The sequence below is a fragment of the Thermohalobacter berrensis genome, assembly GCF_003609645.1.
Classification (GTDB): Bacteria; Bacillota; Clostridia; order Tissierellales; family Thermohalobacteraceae; genus Thermohalobacter; species Thermohalobacter berrensis.
In genome coordinates this window covers 72271-90138 of sequence record NZ_MCIB01000023.1, presented here as the reverse complement: position 1 = coordinate 90138, position 17868 = coordinate 72271, and the positions used below count along the sequence as shown (strand labels likewise).

Annotated in this window: 16 protein-coding genes; 6 read left to right on the top strand and 10 right to left on the bottom strand. The window is 29.4% G+C overall.

What is annotated here, in order from left to right; all coding sequences use genetic code 11:
• Nucleotides 1–136: 136 nt before the first annotated feature.
• Nucleotides 137–310 carry a hypothetical protein gene (locus BET03_RS13670; protein WP_183108812.1) on the bottom strand — a complete coding sequence of 58 codons (174 nt, stop codon included), beginning with the start codon at nt 308–310 and terminating at the stop codon, nt 137–139.
• A gap of 196 nt (nt 311–506) precedes the next feature.
• Here BET03_RS13670 and BET03_RS09400 point away from each other — a divergent pair, with 196 nt between their 5' ends.
• A complete protein-coding gene (locus tag BET03_RS09400; protein WP_243096909.1) occupies nt 507–2126 on the top strand; it encodes a recombinase family protein in 1620 nt (539 codons plus the stop codon).
• A 125-nt stretch (nt 2127–2251) separates the two neighbouring features.
• Here the strand turns inward: BET03_RS09400 and BET03_RS09395 are convergent, their stop codons facing one another.
• Nucleotides 2252–3346, bottom strand: a complete 1095-nt coding sequence (locus BET03_RS09395) for an FAD-binding protein (protein ID WP_243096908.1) — start codon at nt 3344–3346, stop codon at nt 2252–2254.
• A 180-nt stretch (nt 3347–3526) separates the two neighbouring features.
• Between BET03_RS09395 and BET03_RS09390 the strand changes: the two genes are divergently transcribed.
• Together BET03_RS09390 and BET03_RS09385 are read left to right on the top strand one after the other, a co-directional pair.
• On the top strand, nt 3527–3724 hold the full coding sequence (locus BET03_RS09390) for a sulfonate/nitrate/taurine transporter ATP-binding protein (protein WP_279230377.1): 198 nt from the start codon (nt 3527–3529) through the stop codon (nt 3722–3724).
• Nucleotides 3708–4523, top strand: coding sequence for an ABC transporter permease (locus BET03_RS09385; RefSeq protein ID WP_120169678.1), 816 nt, complete (start codon nt 3708–3710; stop codon nt 4521–4523). The genes BET03_RS09390 and BET03_RS09385 overlap by 17 nt, the downstream gene beginning before the upstream one ends.
• Before the next feature lie 41 nt (nt 4524–4564).
• Here BET03_RS09385 and BET03_RS09380 read toward each other — a convergent pair whose 3' ends face one another.
• The 7 genes from BET03_RS09380 to BET03_RS09350 form a co-directional block, all read right to left on the bottom strand.
• Nucleotides 4565–6454, bottom strand: coding sequence for an MASE3 domain-containing sensor histidine kinase (locus BET03_RS09380; RefSeq protein WP_183108811.1), 1890 nt, complete (start codon nt 6452–6454; stop codon nt 4565–4567).
• Nucleotides 6455–6629: 175 nt separating this feature from the next.
• Nucleotides 6630–8741 (bottom strand): methyl-accepting chemotaxis protein, encoded by a 2112-nt coding sequence (locus BET03_RS09375; RefSeq protein ID WP_120169673.1) that lies wholly within the window; start codon nt 8739–8741, stop codon nt 6630–6632.
• Nucleotides 8742–8921: 180 nt separating this feature from the next.
• Entirely contained in the window at nt 8922–9845 is a 924-nt protein-coding gene (locus tag BET03_RS09370) for a tetratricopeptide repeat protein (protein WP_120169671.1), read from the bottom strand.
• A gap of 93 nt (nt 9846–9938) precedes the next feature.
• Complete coding sequence (locus tag BET03_RS09365) at nt 9939–10625, bottom strand: anaerobic ribonucleoside-triphosphate reductase activating protein (RefSeq protein ID WP_120169669.1); 687 nt, start codon at nt 10623–10625, stop codon at nt 9939–9941.
• A gap of 29 nt (nt 10626–10654) precedes the next feature.
• On the bottom strand, nt 10655–12814 hold the full coding sequence (locus BET03_RS09360; RefSeq protein WP_183108810.1) for a ribonucleoside triphosphate reductase: 2160 nt from the start codon (nt 12812–12814) through the stop codon (nt 10655–10657).
• Between the two features lie 134 nt (nt 12815–12948).
• Nucleotides 12949–13362, bottom strand: a complete 414-nt coding sequence (gene perR, locus BET03_RS09355) for a transcriptional regulator PerR (protein WP_120169665.1) — start codon at nt 13360–13362, stop codon at nt 12949–12951.
• A gap of 166 nt (nt 13363–13528) precedes the next feature.
• Nucleotides 13529–14398, bottom strand: coding sequence for a nitroreductase family protein (locus tag BET03_RS09350; RefSeq protein ID WP_120169663.1), 870 nt, complete (start codon nt 14396–14398; stop codon nt 13529–13531).
• A 130-nt stretch (nt 14399–14528) separates the two neighbouring features.
• Here BET03_RS09350 and BET03_RS09345 point away from each other — a divergent pair, with 130 nt between their 5' ends.
• Nucleotides 14529–15041: a ferritin family protein gene (locus BET03_RS09345; RefSeq protein ID WP_120169661.1), complete on the top strand. Its 513-nt coding sequence runs from the start codon at nt 14529–14531 to the stop codon at nt 15039–15041.
• A 167-nt stretch (nt 15042–15208) separates the two neighbouring features.
• Nucleotides 15209–16528, top strand: a complete 1320-nt coding sequence (locus tag BET03_RS09340; RefSeq protein ID WP_120169659.1) for a methyl-accepting chemotaxis protein — start codon at nt 15209–15211, stop codon at nt 16526–16528.
• Between the two features lie 38 nt (nt 16529–16566).
• On the opposite strand, the gene BET03_RS09335 is transcribed toward BET03_RS09340, so the two are convergent.
• Nucleotides 16567–17106: a phosphatase PAP2 family protein gene (locus BET03_RS09335; RefSeq protein WP_120169657.1), complete on the bottom strand. Its 540-nt coding sequence runs from the start codon at nt 17104–17106 to the stop codon at nt 16567–16569.
• A gap of 178 nt (nt 17107–17284) precedes the next feature.
• Here BET03_RS09335 and BET03_RS09330 point away from each other — a divergent pair, with 178 nt between their 5' ends.
• Nucleotides 17285–17860 carry a 4Fe-4S ferredoxin gene (locus BET03_RS09330; RefSeq protein ID WP_120169655.1) on the top strand — a complete coding sequence of 192 codons (576 nt, stop codon included), beginning with the start codon at nt 17285–17287 and terminating at the stop codon, nt 17858–17860.
• Nucleotides 17861–17868 lie beyond the last annotated feature (8 nt).

The window sequence follows — 17868 nt, the reverse complement described above, 5'->3', positions numbered from 1 at the left end:
ATGATGTTATTAAGGAAAAATCTTGTATATAACTCTTTAATTACTTCTAATTGTTCTATTGAAAACATTAATATTACTTATTTCCAGTTTTAGTTATACATATTTTATCATAAATTCAAACGTCCAACTATCACACTTACTCCCCTTCACATTTACCTTCCTTTAATATCTTCTCAACTATTGAAGTTCTATCTCCTTTAAATCTATTAACCCTTCCCATAACTATCTCAGCTATTATCCTTGCCATTATATCCTCAACTATATCTTCATTGGGTAAATTAACAATAACCTTAATATCCTTCTTTTTCATTCCATCTCCCCCTCTGCTAAATCATATTAGAGGGTTTGTTTGTCCTATTCCTTTTGATTTTGTCATATATTTAAGATACTTGGCATTAAATGTAATAGAATCCATTGTATGTATTAAGTTAAAAAAAACACCTTAAATAATTACCTTTCAATTTCCATATCATAATTATGAAAACATATATATCGAGGTGAAATTATTGTCTATTGTTGCCATATATTCAAGAAAATCTAAATATACTGATAAAGGTGAATCTATTAAAAACCAAGTAGAACTGTGTAAAGAATATGCTGAGAAACATTTTAATGTAGATAGGTTTTTAATATATGAAGATGAGGGATATTCTGGAGGACATGCAGACCGCCCTAAATTTCAAAAGATGCTTAAGGATATTTCAAAGAAAAAATTTAATATTTTAATATGTTATCGTCTTGACCGTATAAGCAGAAATATTACAGACTTTTCTAACCTTGTTGAACTGCTTCACGAAAACAACATAGACTTTGTGTCTATCCGTGAACAGTTTGATACTTCAACCCCTATGGGCAGAGCAATGATGTATATAACCTCTGTTTTTGCACAGCTTGAAAGGGAAACCATAGCACAGAGGATTAAAGATAATATGCACCAGTTAGCAAGAACAGGAAGGTGGTTAGGAGGTAAAACCCCTACTGGATATAAAAGTGAGCCTATATATGTAGATGATAAGGGAAAAGGCAAAAAGAAGATGTATAAGTTATCCCCTATACCAGAACAATTAGATGTAGTTAAAACCCTTTATTATAAGTTCCTTGAGCTTGGTTCCCTAACCCGATTGGAAAGCTGGACCTTAGAAAATAATATAAGGACTAAACGGAATAAGTATTTTGATAAAAGTGTACTGAAGATAATATTAACAAATCCAGTTTATGTTATAGCTGATGAACTAATATATGAATATTTTCAGGAAAATAGCTCTGATATAGCCAGTTATAAAGAAGAGTTTGACGGTATCCATGGATTAATGGTTTACAATAAACACGATGAAAAAAGAAATAAAATCATTAGAAATGATGAATCTAAATGGATAGTTGCTGTTGGAAAGCATAGGGGAATAATACCCTCTAAAGACTGGATAAGGGTACAAAACCTATTAGAAAAAAACAGTAAAAAAGCACCTAGAACAGGAACAAGTAAAATAGGTCTTATAACAAATTTATTAAGATGTAAAAATTGTAGTTCAAAAATGAGAATAACTGTTTCTAGGAAGAAAAATAAAATTTATTACTACTACAAGTGTTTATTAAAGGAAAGATCTAGGGGAGCTAAGTGTAAGATAAAAAATTTAAATGGTAAATTAGCTGATAAGTTTGTAATTAATGAAATAAAAAAGATTAATTATAAAGAAAGTGATGTTTTTAAGTATCTTCATGAAATGAAGGAAAACTTAAAAAATGAATCAGATGGTCAAGTATTAATCAAAAATAGGCTCAAAAAGGAATTACATGAGTATGAAAAGGCAATCAACAATTTAACACTACAATTATCCCAAAGTCAAAATTCTAAAGCTACAAAATACATAGTTAAGCAAATTGAAGAATTTGATAGCAAAATTACAGCCATTAAAAAAAAGTTAGGGAATCTTGATGAAAATAATGAAATAAACAAACTAGAAAAATACAATATTGAAATATTATTAAAGCTAATAAGGAATTTTTCTAGTAATGTAGATAAATTAGAATTTGAAGAAAAAAAGAGACTGCTTAATCAGATAATAGATAAGATTTGGTGGGATGGTGAAAAATTAGAAATAGATATATTAAGTTATAACAGAAAGTAAATTTTAATTAAAGGCATAATATGAACCATGCCTTTAATTTATAATAGAACTCTTTTCTAAGTCTATAATACTTCACCTAATCTCCTAAATATTTATCTTAATATCCTTTAATATTTTCTTACTTTTTAGTTCTCAACTTTTATACTCTGTATACCCGACTTCATTGCTAATCTTCTTAAAAAAGTATTATACATTGCAGGGGATTTAAGGTTTTTTAATAAAATATTTGCTTTTAATTTTCTCAGTTTATTTTTATATCTATTGAGAAAACCGTCAATTCCAGACTCCAAACTCTGAGCAAGATATAATGCACTTTTTAATGCATAACTGAATCCTTCTGCAGAGCTTGGACTTATAGAACCTGCTGCCTCTCCTACTAATGCAATGTTATCTTTACCATGAAGTAAGGCTTTTAACGATGTAGGTCTATATATGAAGGCCCCTTCCCTTTTTATTCTTTTTCCAAATTGGAACTCACGCTTTTGAAGTTTCATTTTAAGTAACTGAAATTTTTCATTAGCTTCCTTTCCTATATCAAATGCACCACCTAAGAGAATATACCCATTTTTAGGTATTATCCAAGAGTAAAAATCGGTAATATTCTTATCAAAAATTGCTGTAAAATAGGGCATTTCTGATTTAGTTTCATACCACTCCTGAATTGAAATGTAATTTTTAGGAAACAAATGATTACTGAAAGCCTGTCCCCTTATTAATGAATTCCCTCCATCTGCCCCAATTAGAACCTTTGTCCTCTCAACATATTCCTGTTTATTATGAGAAAATCTTATTTCATACCCATTATCTATAGGTGTAAATGATTTAAATACTGAATTAAACCTTAAATCTACTTCCTTTGGAATCTGTGATACCAACCATCGGTCAAATTTTTCCCTATCCATATTAAAATAAAATCTTTGATAATATCTTTCAATATTATTGTTAAGATCAATAGTCCTAACTGCAAAAAGTTGAGGATCTACAAGTATATCCTTAGGAATTCCTAATCCCATTTTAGCAATCATATATTGGGCATCAGGAGCAAGAAGCCCTCCACAACATTTTTCTCTATTATTACCTTTACTGTAGTATTCTAAATTTCTCTTTTCAATAACAAGTATCTTATATTTACTACCTAATAACTTTGCCAAGGTAGAACCTGCAGGTCCTGCTCCAACTATTGTAATATCGTACATAATATCACCTCTAGTTTGTATCATCTTAACTACATTTTACAATAAAACTATTTGAATTAATTCTACCATTTTTATAAATTTCCTTTATTTATAGTAGAAAACTAAATTGTTTATGTATATTATACATAAAAATATTAAAGTGTAAATTACTATGTTAGAAAATTTCTCTACCTATTCATAAGAAAATAAACTTTTATGCCTTTTGTGCATATAGCAGAAGCTATATCTATGGCAGATAGGGTTGTTGTATTGTCTAACAGACCTGCTGTTGTAAAGGATATTATAGATATTAAATTAACATGTCCTAATGGAGTAAGAACACCTATGAAGTGTAGAGAAGCCCCTGAATTTAGACACTATTTCAATAAAATATGGAAGGAGCTTGATGTCCATGTCAAATAATAATAAAGTATCATATGAACACCAGCAATATATACAAAGGCTTCAAAGAAGAAAAAGAAATATTAAAATAACTCAAGTAGCAGTATTTGTTGTTGCATTAGCCCTGTGGGAAATTGCTGCAAGGTTAAACTGGGTAGATACTTTCCTTACTAGTTATCCAAGCGAGATATGGAACTTATTTGTAAATTATATATCAAATGGTTCCTTATTTCACCATGTAGGCATATCTCTAATGGAAAACATATTTGGTTTTACCTTAGGAACCCTCTTAGGTATACTAATTGCCATATTACTTTGGTGGTCAGAGTTTATATCAAAGGTATTAGACCCTTATCTAGTTGTCTTAAATAGTTTGCCTAAAACAGCCCTTGCACCAATAATTATCCTTTGGGTTGGTGCAGGATATACTGGAATTATTGCTACGGCCATTGCAGTTTCAATAGTAGTAACTATAATGAATGTATATAATAGTTTTAAGGAAGTAGATGAAGATAAGATAAAGATGTTAAAAACCTTTGGAGCTAACAAGGTTCAAATTCTAAAGAAAGTAATTCTTCCAGCAAGTGTACCTTCCATGATAAGTTCCCTTAAGATAAATATAGGACTTTCATGGGTTGGAGTTATAGTTGGAGAGTTCTTAGTTTCAAAGGCAGGGATAGGCTATTTAATCATGTATGGTGGACAGGTATTTAGGCTTGATCTAGTAATGATGAGTGTATTTATCCTTGCAATATTAGCAGCAGTAATGTATCAGGGAGTAGCTATTATTGAAAATAAATTTATGAAATGGAGACAATAAACAATCGAGGGGCGTATATGTCCCTCGATAAAAAGTGCCATTTAAGATGCATATATATCTGAAAATTCTACATCAATTACTTCCATATAATCCTTGTAATCTTTATCTGATTTACAGTTTTCTAATTCTCCATTTTCATTCTCTATTTGTCTAGCAGGAAGCTTAACAATAAATTCACTTCCCTTTCCATATTCACTTTCTACACTTATTTCTCCATCATGCATATCTACTAAGGCTTTTACAATAGATAGACCTATACCACTACCTTCATGACTCCTTACAAAGGATTTGTCTACTTGGGTAAAACGGTCAAATATAGTATTAATCCTTTCCTTTGGTATGCCTATTCCTGTATCTTTTACAGATATAATTACTGTATCGTCAGTAGTGGTTATTTTAACTAAAACTTTACCACCAGTTCCAGTAAACTTTACAGCATTTGATAATAAGTTTAACATAATCCTTTCAATTGCATTAGTATCAAGTGCAATAATTTTTTCCTCAACATCTGTATCAAAAATAATTTCTATGTTATTATTTTGTCCAAACTCTGCAACTGACAATGTTATATCTTCTATAATCTTTACTATATTACAATTTTGAAATTTTAATTTAAAATATCCAGAATCTATTTTAGTCATATCTAAAATATTATTAGTTAATCTTAAAAGCCTGTTACAATTTTGCTTAATTATTCCTAAGCGTTTATTAAACTTTGTTTTCTCTAAATCATTAGAAACCCTTTTTAGATCATACTCAAGTAATTGTAAGGTACTATATATTAAATTTAAAGGAGTTCGTATCTCATGGGACAAATTAGCAAAAAATTCTGTCCTAATTTTATCATATTCCTGTACTTCTTTAAGAAGTTTCATTTTTTCTTCAACCTTTTGTTTAAGCTTCTCAACCTGCTTACGATATGAGATATCTCTAATAACAGACAGTATAGCTGTTTCTCCATCATACGGAAATGAAGTACTGATTGCATCAACTTCTATAACTTTTCCATTAACTTTCACAAATTTGTATTCCCTTAATGATAAAGGTTCTCCTTTTTTACTTCTACTTATTCTATTTTTTGCTTTTCCATAATGATCTGGATGTATAAAGCTAAATACACTTTTTCCCTTAAATTTTTCTGAATCTTCTTCTCCTAAGAGTTTAGCAAAGGAAGAGTTAGCAAAAATAATCTCTCCTTCCTTATGAATAACTATACCTCCTGGTAAAACTTCCATTAGTTTTTCATAACGCTTATTAGTTTCTTTAAGATTTTCTTCAATAGTTTTTCGTTGAGATTCATCATTCTGAAGTTTTTCACTTAATTCTTCTAATTTTTCTGTTTTATCAGCAACTAAATCCTCTAAGGCTTTATTATACTGTAATAGTAATTTCTCTGAATCTTTTAATTTAAATTGCTGGAGTCCAATATCAGATAACATCTCTGCTAATCTGACAAAATATCTCATGTAACCTTCTACTTGTTCCTTGTCTAATACAGGTACTTTTGACAGGGCTTTAAGATAAGCTTCTTTATCATATCCCATTTCCTCTGCTTGCTTTTTAAAATGCTCAACATCAGGCTTTTCAAAAAAGAATTGTCCGAAGCATAAAGTACCTATATGCTTTTCTCTAACGATAATCGGAATAAAACCCTCTATCAAGCCATTTTTACATTTATAGAAGCCATATTTTTTATTTAGATCTAGCTTTTTAGTTCTATTTTTTATTGAAGCATCACTTTCCTCACATCTTTTTGCACTTTTAGGATTAACTCTATGGAATTTGGTGCAAATATCCTGCCAACCAGCACCACATACAACATTTCCTTCTAAGTCAATAAGACCATAGGGAATATTAGATATATTGTAAAATTCTTCCATTAGCTTTCTAAATTTCTCTATATCAATCAGATTTTCCAATCTATATTTCATTATTCTCCCCCTTCCAGTGAAAAACAACTGGTCAGTCCACAACATTACCACTTATAATATTATAAAAAAAGGTCTGTCAAATTTTGTAGAAACTTGTTTGTTTTCTTGAAAATTTAAAGAATGAAAAAGACTCCTTCCATATAAATGGGAAGGAGTTTTAATATTTATATCCTTTTTAATTTACTTTAAACTTTTCTGTTGATTCCTGAAGCCTCTTAGCAAGTCCCTCTAACTCATTAGCATATCTATCTACTTCTTCAATAGCTGCCAACTGTTCTTCTGCTGATGCAGAAACCTGCTGAGTTGCTGCCGAAGTTTGTTGTGATGCAGCTGATATATTTTCAATAACTTTAACAATTTCATCCTTTTTATTAGTCATAACTTCACTATAGTTTTTCACTTCATCAAACTTTTGAGTAAGCATCTTTATAGTATTTGATATTTGATTAAATATACTTTCTGTTTCACCTACAGCCTCATTTTGCTCTTCAACTATTACACCAGCTTTACCCATTGCCTCAACAGCTGTTTTAGATTGTCCTTGTATTCCCTCTATAAGTACTTTTATATCATTTGCAGCAGCTGAAGATTGTTCAGCAAGTTTTCTAACCTCTTCTGCCACTACTGCAAAACCGCTTCCTGCTTCTCCTGCCCTTGCAGCCTCAATAGCTGCATTAAGAGCTAACAAGTTAGTTTGTTCTGCTATTTCACCTATTGTTTCAGTTATTTTTCCTATTTCATCAGCCCTTTTGTCAACTTCTTTTACAATACTATTTACTTTAGCTGATGCATCTTTATTTTCTTGAGACTTTTTAGTCAATAATTCAACTGTATTTAATCCACTATCAACTAAATTATTAGTCTCATCTGATAATTTACTCATATCTTCTGTAGAATTTGCAACACTTTCTATATTACTAGCTAATTCAGTAACTTTACCTGCCCCTATTTCTGTATCCTTTGCTTGGTCATTTGCACCTCTAGCAATTTCTTCTATAGTAGTTGCAACTTCATTGGTTGCAGTTGTTGTCTGTTCTGTTGTATCTGCTAAAGAACTTGAAGAATCTAGTACTGTTCTTGAAGCTTCTTTAACATCCTTAATAAGTTTACTAATATCTTCTACCATCTTGTTAAAGCTTTCAGCTACCTCTCCAAACTCGTCTTTTCTATTTATATTTACCCTAGTAGTTAAATCTCCAGAGGCTGCTTGATTAAATGCCTCCTTAAGCCTATTTAAAGGTGTTGCTATACTTCTTGCAACAATTGTAGCCATTATAATAGCTAAGACTATTGCAATAATTATAGCTGTTAAAACAAAGTTTTTGATTACATTTGTATCCTTTAGTAATTCATCTTCATTCATTGCTGCAACTAATTTCCAACCTGTCTTTTCATTAGTTACAAAGCTTGCAAATTTTTTAGTGTTTTCATGTAAATACTCAATAAATCCATTTTTATTAGATTTAATATCTTCCCAGAAGCTATAGTTAGTTACATCATTAGTTCCTATTAATTTATTATCAGGATGAGCTAAAATAATTCCATCTCTACTAGTAATATAAACATAACCTTCTTTACCTATTACTTTCTTAGATACCTCATTAGAAAGCTCATTTAAAAGGACATCTATACCTATAACTCCTACTATTTTTCCATTATGTTCAACTGCTTTAGCAGCAGTAATAGTTGTATTTCCAGAAGAAGCATCAGCATATGGTTCAGTCCATATAACTTGTCCCTTGTTTTCCAAAGCCTTTTTATACCAAGGTCTTGTTCTTGGGTCAAAATCATCTGGTAGTTCTGTTTCGGGGTATAGGTGCATTTGTCCCCCTTCTGTTCCAAAATATGTATTTAGTATTATTTTACTGCTTTCATTAGTATTTTTTAATAATTCCATAGCTAGTTTATTATATTCGACTTTTAGATTATCTTCTTTTAATTCTTCATTTTCTGAATTTGGTAAAACGTTATCTTCAATGCTATCTGTTTCTTCTAACATTTTAGGGAATGATGAGTTGTCCGCTAAAACATATGCCTGTTGTTCTAAGCCTTCTAAAAATTTATTAATTCCACTATTAATCTCTGTTATTCTTTGCTCATTTGTAACTTGAAATTTATTTTCCAAAATCTCAAAGGATTTTTGGTAAGATAAATATCCTAAAACAATAAGTGGAACTAAAATAGATAGCATACTAATTACTAAAAGTTTTGTCCTTAATTTAGATTTTCCTTTAGAGGCTTTTTTAGCCTTTACTACTTTTTTATCTTTATTATTTTCGTCCTTCATATACGCCCCCCTTTAAATAATGCCGTTACATAATAACTCGTATTTTTTATATTTTTAATTTATTAATTAATTTAACATATATCTTACATTATTCGATTTTTTTATATAGATTCCTTCTTTATTTTACAAAAAATTATTTTTTCTTGTTAACCATTGGTTATTACAGTGAGATATATCTCCCTATAATAATTTCTTAAATTCTTCTTCACTTTGTAATCCTTTTAAATCTTTGTCTTTTTTTATTTTTTCTCTAAATCTAGGGTATAATTTTATCGCCATTTTTAGGTCATCTATAGCTTTTCTTTTCATTTCCTTTCTAGCAAAACAACATGCCCTGTTGTAATAGAGGAATCCAACTTCTGGGTTGTGTTTTATCCCCTCTGTTAATACATCTATAGCTTCGTCAAATCTTTTACTCTCTATATAAATAACAGCCTTATTTAAATATGAATAGGGATAATTTTTATTAGCATTAATAGCTAGTGTATAATAATTAAGGGCTCCATCTAAATCTTTCAAGTGTTTTAATATAACCCCCATATTAAATAATGCTTTATAATAATTAGGATTTATATTTATACTTTCTTTTACCATTTCTAATGCCTTATCATATTTTCCTATTTCTTCATATATAGAACCTAAATTGTTATATGCTATATAATCTTCAGGTACCAGTGAAATAACCTTTTTATAATACTTTATAGCCCTTTGTTTATCTTCCCTTTCATCGTATATATTAGCCATGTAAAAATATGCCCTATCATATTCTGGATCTATTTCTGCTGCTTTAGAATAATAGTCTAGAGCAGTATCCTTATTACCCAACTCATCATAAATTATAGCTATACCATAATATGCTCCAGCTTGTTTTGAATCTATTTTAAGTATTTCTTTATATGTTTTTATTCCCTCCTTCTTATTGCCTAACTTATCATGTAAAAGGGCTATATTAAATAAAATATTTAATCTTTCAATATCATTAATATCAAACTCCAATGCCTTTTTGTAGAAGTTTAAGGCCTTTATTTCATTACCATCTTCTTGAAACTTTTTAGCAAGTATAAGATAATTATTTCTTTTATCTGCTTTAGTTAGCTTTTTCACAGTCTTCACCTCTATAATTAGTTTCCCTATTAGTTTAACATATTAATTATATTATTAATAATAAAAACGCAATTCATATATTAGAATTGCGTTTTATGATCTAACCTTAAACTCTATAAAATTATCCTTTATTTTTCTTTCAATATCCTTTAATTCTTCTTTTTTATAGGGTGTTAACCTTCCCTTTCCTGCTAAAATCGTATCACCATCTCTAAAGTTTTGAATAATATATCGTTTTGAGCCTTTTAGTTCTTCTGCAATATTTATTATATCATCTTCAGTTATAAGCTCTTTACATACAGTAGTTCTAAATTCATAGTCTATATCAGATTCCCTTATTAGACTTATACTTTCTTTTATTTTATTTATTTCAACCATAACCCCTGTAACCTTATTATATTTGTTAAATGGTGCCTTTATATCCATTGCAATGTAATCTAGGAGTTTATCTTTTATAAAACTTTTTAATAATCTAGGATTTGTTCCATTTGTATCTAGTTTTACTAAAAAGCCTTTATCTTTTAACTCTTTAACAAAGTCATATAATCCTTTATTAAGGGTTGCCTCTCCACCGGATATACAGACAGCGTCTATAAACTTTTTTCTCTTTTCTAAAAAGCTAAATATATATTCAGCCTCTATCTTTTCTCCTTTGTTATAAACTAAATCAGAATTATGACAATAGGGACATTTAAAATTACACCCACCAGTAAATAAAACTGTGCTTATTTTATCAGGATAATCTATAAAAGAGGATTTTTGGTGACCTTTAAAATACATATATACACCTCATTAGTAATTATCATATTTTAAGCAGTATGTCTTTTCTTTTTGCCTTCTAAACTATGGTTTACATCAAACTCTAATCTATCTTTATATTCCTCTTTTTTACCCTTATTCCATGATTGAACTGGTCTATGGAACCCTACAACTCTCGTCCAAACTTCAGTATCTTTACCACATTCAGGACAGTTAAACTGTTCACCCCTTAAGTATCCATGATCAGGACATATACTATAGGTTGGAGTTACAGTAAAGTATGGTATTTGGCTTTTTTCAAATACTTTCTTAATTAATTGTTTTACTATTTCAACACTATCTATCTCTTCTCCAATAAATCCGTGAAGTACTGTACCTCCTGTATATAGTGTCTGCAATCTTTCTTGTAGTTCTACTGCTTCAAACACATCCTTTGTATGTCCTACTGGAAGTTGAGTTGAGTTTGTATAGTATGGTTCCTTATCTCCTTGAGTGTAGATCTTAGGATACATTCTTTTATCTAATCTTGCAAATCTATAGGCTGCTCCTTCTGCTGGCGATGCTTCTAAGTTCCATAGGCTTCCTGTTTCCTCTTGGAATATTTGAATAACTTTATTCATAAATTCCATTATTTCAACTGCAAATTCATTTCCTTCTTCAGTAGTAATATCTTTACCAATTAAATTTACACATGCTTCATTCATACCATTTAATCCTATAGTACTAAAGTGATTCTTGAAATATTCTCCCTCTGCATCCTTAATTCCTTGAAGATAGAATTTTGAATATGGATAAAGGCCTGCTTCCATGTATCTTTCAAGAACTGTACGCTTTGCCTCACATATTTCTTTAGCAAGCTCCATAAGCTTTCTAACTCTTCTCTTGAAATCCTCTTTATCTTTGGCAAGATAGCCTATTCTAGCCATATTTAGTGTTACAACATTAATTGACCCTGTTAGTGGATTAGCACCAAATAGACCTCCACCTCTTTTTCTTAATTCTCTGTTATCTAGACGAAGTCTACAACACATTGATCGAATATCTTCTGGATTTAGGTCACTGTTAATAAAATTAGCAAAATAAGGTGTACCAAACTTTCTTGTCATCTCCATAATCTTGTTTGCAATTTTAGAATCCCATGGAAAATCTTTAGTTATATTAATTGTAGGAATTGGGAAACTAAAGCTTCTTCCAGCTCCATCACCTTCCATCATTACTTCACAGAAGGCTTTATTAAACATATCCATCTCTTTTTGGAATTCTCCGTATGTCTTATCCATTCTCTTACCACCAATAATAACTGGCATATTTTTAAGCATTGGATGTGGAGCTATATCTAATGTTATATTTGTAAAAGGCGTTTGGAAACCAACCCTTGTAGGTATATTAAGATTAAATACAAAGCTTTGAACTATCCTCTTAACTTCTTCATAATTTAAACCATCATAATAAATAAAAGGTGCGGCATATGTATCAAGGGAACTTACAGCCTGTGCCCCAGCTGCCTCACCCTGTAGTGTATAAAGCCAATTTACTATTTGTCCTAGAAAAGATTGAAAATGTTTTGCAGGTGATGATTCTATTTTACCTTCTGCTCCTTTAAATCCATGAAGAAGTAAGGCCTCTAAATCCCAACCACAGCAATAGGGCGCTAAAAGTCCTAAATCGTGTATATGTAAATCTCCATTTATATGTGCATCCCTTAATTCTTTTCTATATATCTTATTTAACCAATATTTCTTTGTTATAGACTCAACAATATGATTATTTAACCCTTGAAGACTGAATCCCATATTAGCATTTTCATTAACTCTCCAATCTTCAAATGATACATACTCTTCAATCATTCGTTCTGCATCCATAAATAGATTTTTTACATCCCTTAATTCCTCATGCTTTTGCCTATAAAGTATGTAAGCCTTAGCAGTTTTGGCATGTCCCTCTTCTATAAGTACCTTCTCAACTACATCTTGTATTTCTTCTACCGTAGGAATACTAGCTCCATACAACTCGTCTAATATTCCCTTAACAATATTAGCAAGTCTTTCTGCTTCTTCCCTATTATCTCCCCCTACTGCCTTTGCTGCTGCAAAAATAGCTTCTGCTATCTTTTTGATGTCAAAATCAACGATGGTTCCATTTCTCTTTTGCACTCTAGTTACCAAGCTATCAACCCCTTCATGTTGTGGTGTATCCCTTTTTCTATACATATATATTGTATAGTGACTATTATTATTTTAAATTAGTTACTAATCTTATGCAACCAGTTTCGACATTATATTACTAAATAAGATTAAATTAGGTAGCAAGTACTATATATTTATTTATTATTACAAGTGAAACCTTACTCACCTTTACAGACAGGACAATAGCCATAAAAATATAATTGCTTACTAAGGACCTTATAGTCAGAAACTTTCCCTACTTCATCTTTAAGATGGGTAAATAAATTCTCTGGTAAGTCATCAACTTTATTACATTTTAAACATATTATATGAGGATGGTCCTTTACATTTGCATCATATCTAAAGCTATTTTCTCCAACATTTAATTCCTGTACTAAACCAGACTTTTTAAATATTTCAAGTGTTTTATATATAGTTGCTAAACTCATTGTTGGAAATTCCTTTTCAAGTTTCTTATATATAATTTCTGCACTTGGATGTTCTTTAGTGTTATTTAATACCCTGTAAATAGCTATACGTTGTGGAGTTATCTTGTATCCCTTCTCTTTTAAAACCTTTAATAAAGTTTCCATTAAAATCACTCCATTCTTAAAAGAAAATAATTATCCATTTAAAATAATTATAAATTTATTATACCATTAAATTAGATAAATAACACAAAAAAATCCCCAAGTAGTATCCTACTTGAGGTTAATTTAAAACAATTTATATTGTATCATACATATTTATCTTTTAAAACTAAATTTTAAATTCTCCTATAGCAATATAATCCTTATCTTCTACATTTTCACTATTTATATCTAATAATTTCCAGTTGCCTGTAATCCCCATTTCCTTTGCTATATTCTCGAAATAATACATCATAATCCCTAAGTCTATAAAATTTTTCTTATCCTTAGGTTCTATAGTATTTAAAACTATTTTATTATTTTCTAAAATAAATCTCCATGGTTGCTTATTTAGATGGGATGGTGTATATCTTACATAATAGAATAAATCTAATAATCCCCTATTTTCTAGTTCATTTGTACCAATTTTATTTCCCCATTTTTCTTTATATACAATTTCTTCTACAGAAAGCCTACTACTAGTTGGAGAAGAACCTGCAGGTCTTTTACCTACAATCCACCTTTTACCTAAGTAATCAAATTCCTTAGGTGAGTCCATCTGTTTTATTTTATGTTTAGGATATCCTATAGAAATTAAGTATTTTAAATGGATAGATGAAAATAATTCTTTCTTTATTTCATCAGAAACATCATTAACATCAATCCAACATGTTCCTAATCCTAAATTTTCTATTTCAGTTATTAATGATTCTGTAAAATAGGCTGAACTTATTAGTGTCTTATAGTCTTTTTCTTTTATTTCAAGTCCAATATAATAGGGACTTTTTATCATAACTCCCGAATATCCTGCTTTACCTTCTAATTTTTCATATATTTTATTACCATCTTCTAAAAAGCTTAATTTTATATTATTGTCACGGCATTTCTTGTGTATAAGATTAATATTTTCTTTTATGTTTTCTTTTAAATTGTCATCTATTTTTTTATCCTTATACTCCCTTACAGAAATTCTTTCTTTTAAAAATTTATTATAACGCATATCCACGCCCCCTTTTTAATTTTTAACTTATCTTATATATACCACTTATTTTTAAAATTAATCTATTTTTACTTTTATTATCGTTTTACTAGGGTATAAAAAACTTAAGATAATAAAAAGGGGGTTTTTTATGGGTAATGTTGAAAAGATAGTTCAAATACTCAAGTTTGCTCAAAAGATGGAAAAACAGGGGGTTAACTTTTACAGTCATTACAGGGATAAGGTAAAAAATGAATCAGTAAAAGAACTTTTTGATGAATTGGTTAATATTGAACAGGACCATTACAACTTACTTGAGAAAAAACTTAATGAGTTAGATGCTAAAAAGGATTTAGAGGTAATTTCATGGGTTATAGATGAAGAACATTATGTAAAAAGTCCAAAAATATTTGCAGATAATTCAATATTAGATGATGAGTACTTATATGATTTAACAGTTATGCGTATAGCCTATTTAATAGAAAATGATTTTGCAGAATTCTACAAAAATGCTGCTAAGGAAGTAGAAAATGAAGCTGTTAAAAGCTTCTTAGAAGGACTTGCTGAGTGGGAAGAAGAACATAAGGATTTATTCTATGGTAAATATCAAGAAATGTTAAAAGGAAATTGGCAGGATATAAGTTCATACCTTTTTTCTAAATAGAAATACTTTAATATTATGTAATTTTTTCCCCTAGTGTTATGCTAGGGGAAATTTTATGTAAAATTTTTGTTATTATCCTCTAAAACCCTTGAAAAATAGATATTTTGGTTATAAAATGGGAACTGTTAACATGGTAAAATTAACTATTACTGAAAAGGAGGCAAATAATGAAGGATGAAATAAGTAAAATTAAAAGCTTTAAGCAACTTACTAATTTAAACTTTGGAAAATCAATTGTATATAAGTTTATTTTCTGGATTGTAATAGCTCAATTTTTTACACCTTTTATAGCAAATTTTATAAACAAGTACATAAGTAAACTTAGCTTTTTTAGTATAAAACTTGGGATATATCTAAGTTCATTTATGAACATGATAGTATTAACGATTGTAACAGTTATAATAGTAAGAAAATTAATATTAAGTAGAATAAAAGAATTAATCCAATTTACAGAAAAAATTGCAGAGGGGGATTTAAGTAAAAGGCTTCCTATTGAAAAAGGTGATGAAATTACTGCATTAGGTCAAGGTATTAATTTAATGGTAGATAGTATCTCAAGTATGGTAAAAGATACTACTAAATCAACTGAAAGTTTAAATAATATTGCAAATAGTATAGAAAGAAATATTAATACTATTACTGAAAGTATGGATGGGATTGCAGAAAAATCTGAGCATATTAATATGGATATGGCTAATACAAACAATTTAATAGAAGATATAAACAATAAACTGTCAAGATTAAATGAAATAGGTCAAGAAATTACAGCATCCTCCCAAGAAATAGCCGCATATTCCAATAATACAAGTGATACAACCCATAAAGGTAAAAATGCATTTAATAATATAGTAAGTGAAATTGTTAATCTAAAAAAATCCTTCGATAATATTGAAGAGGTTTTTAATAATCTTGAGGGTAGATTTGATAAAATAGGTATTATAGTTGACACTATAAACAAAATAGCAGAACAGACATCTATTTTAGCATTAAATGCTATGATTGAGAGCTCCCGTGCTGGTGAACATGGAAAGGGATTTGCAGTTGTAGCAGAAGAAATAAGAGAACTAGCAGAAAATACAGCATCATCAATAAATGAAATTGAAGCAGTTGTTGGCTCAATACAGTCTGAAATTTCAACCCTAAGTGGAGAAATAGAAAGCTTTGATAAAGTCTTAGATAAAATAGAAGGCATTTCTAAAAACTCCTATGAAATACTAGAGGAAGTAACAGAAGAGGTTGAAAAAGTTGATAATATGATACAAGAGATATCCTCTTCTAATGAAGAGCAAGCATCATCTATTTCTGAAGCTTCTACATCCATGGATGAAATCTCAGATACTTCAAATAAAATTCAAAGTTCTATAAGCCAAACAACTTCCTTAATTGAAGAAGTTACTGAATCAGTTAGAGAAATTTATTCCACATCTGAAAAATTACTAAATATAGCCCAAGAAACTAAAGAGAAAATGTTTAGGTTCAAAATATAAATGTAATATAAAAACCAGACAGATTATCTGTCTGGTTTTTATATTACATAATTAACAAAAGTAGAATGGGTTAATATTGATGTCATGCTACCTAATATTATTCCCACCACAACATCCGATGGATAGTGAACTCCTAGATATATCCTTGAAAAACCTACTAGAGTTGCTATAAAAATTGCCGGTATCATAAAACTAGGAATATTAAGTGATAATACAATGGCAATTGAAAATATTGCTGTAGTATGGCCTGAAGGGAATGAATAGTCCTCTAGGGTTATATTAAAGGTATTTATATTCTTAAGGATATCGTATGGTCTAATCCTTGAAATAGTACGTTTTAAAATTTGAACTAATAGATGACTTGCCGTCAGTGAAGTTAAAGACTCAAAACCAATAATTCTTACTTTATCTTTTCCAAGTACTATTAATAATAAAACAGAAACTATTGTAAAAAATGCACCACCTAATTTTGTTATATAGGGCATAATAATATCAAGAAGCTTACATTTAAGAGTACCATTAAAAATATAAAACAATTTTTTGTCACTAAAAGAAAAATACTTTACAATATTTTTCATAGCAGCACATCCTTAAAAAGGTTTTCTTATTTACATTTTACTAAAAATTCTTCAATTAATCCATAGTCATAGAGAAATTAACTTAATTTTTACTATAAAGGCCTAAAAATTAATATATGAATATTTTTATTATTTTAACAAAAACTTATCTTATACTTTCAGCTTTGGAGGGGTTCTTTTGGATACTACAGATTTACAGAGATATATAACAAAAAAGGCCCTAAATAATGGGGCTTTATTAGTTGGATATACTAAAATTAGAAGAACAGAACCTGTAATAATAATGGGTTTTGAATATTCAGATAAATGGTTTTTTAATTTTCCTATTACCCTAACTAAAAAATTAGGAGAAGTCTATTTTATTAGCAAAAATGTACAAGATATGATTGCTAAAGAATTAAAACGAGAAGGATATATAACTAATTATAAAACTATTTTATCAATATATGGTGATTTTAGACCCCTTGTAGTATCAGCTGGTTTAGGAGAATGGGGAAGAAATGGATTAGTTGTAAACAAAAAATACGGTTCAGGTCTTCTATATGCAGCCATATTTACTAATGCACCTTTTAAAACAGAAAATACTCTTATATTACAAACTTCTGAAAAACACTGTACAGAATGTGAAGAGTGCATTAAATCATGTCCGGCAAATGCCTTTGAAAACAATACATTCCATCTTTATAGATGTATGCCCTATGCTTTAAAGGGATGTGCCCAATGCCTTAAGGTTTGTAAAGGAAATAATTGTTAATATAAAAA